Genomic DNA, 397 nt, shown 5'->3' with positions numbered 1-397 from the left:
GGACTGCGTTGAGTGTGACGTAGACGATCCGTTCGCGGACGTGTGGGATCCGCTTCGCGACCAGCCCGCGAAGGAGACACACGCCTACTTCGAAGAACAGTTCTCGGGCGGGACGAAGGATGAGGATACCCTGACCTCCGCGATGGGACCAGACCCAAACGAGGAGGAACGGAAACCCGAGCCTGTTGATCCGCGGGACGGTGATGGCGATTCCTCGCTTGATGATTTCAGCGGTGATGAGGATGGTGGGTCTGACGACGCAGAGGGTACCCCTCACGCGGACACAAACCCGTCCGCAGCGGCCTTATCGCCTGACAGCCCACCCGAACGCCAGTCGGACCAATGGGTGCTCGAACACCTCCGTGAAAACGAGGGTGCGGTGTTCGCGGGCAACCAC

General features: G+C 62.0%; 1 pseudogene. It reads left to right on the top strand.

The features are described 5' to 3' along the window. Positions 1 to 397 (top strand): annotated as a pseudogene (locus EXE45_RS20100) (hypothetical protein); the annotation flags it as partial.

This window comes from Halorubrum sp. SP9 (assembly GCF_005435015.1).
Classification (GTDB): Archaea; Halobacteriota; Halobacteria; order Halobacteriales; family Haloferacaceae; genus Halorubrum; species Halorubrum sodomense.
Note: the sequence above shows the minus strand (reverse complement) of the source record. Positions and strands in the feature narration are given on the sequence as shown.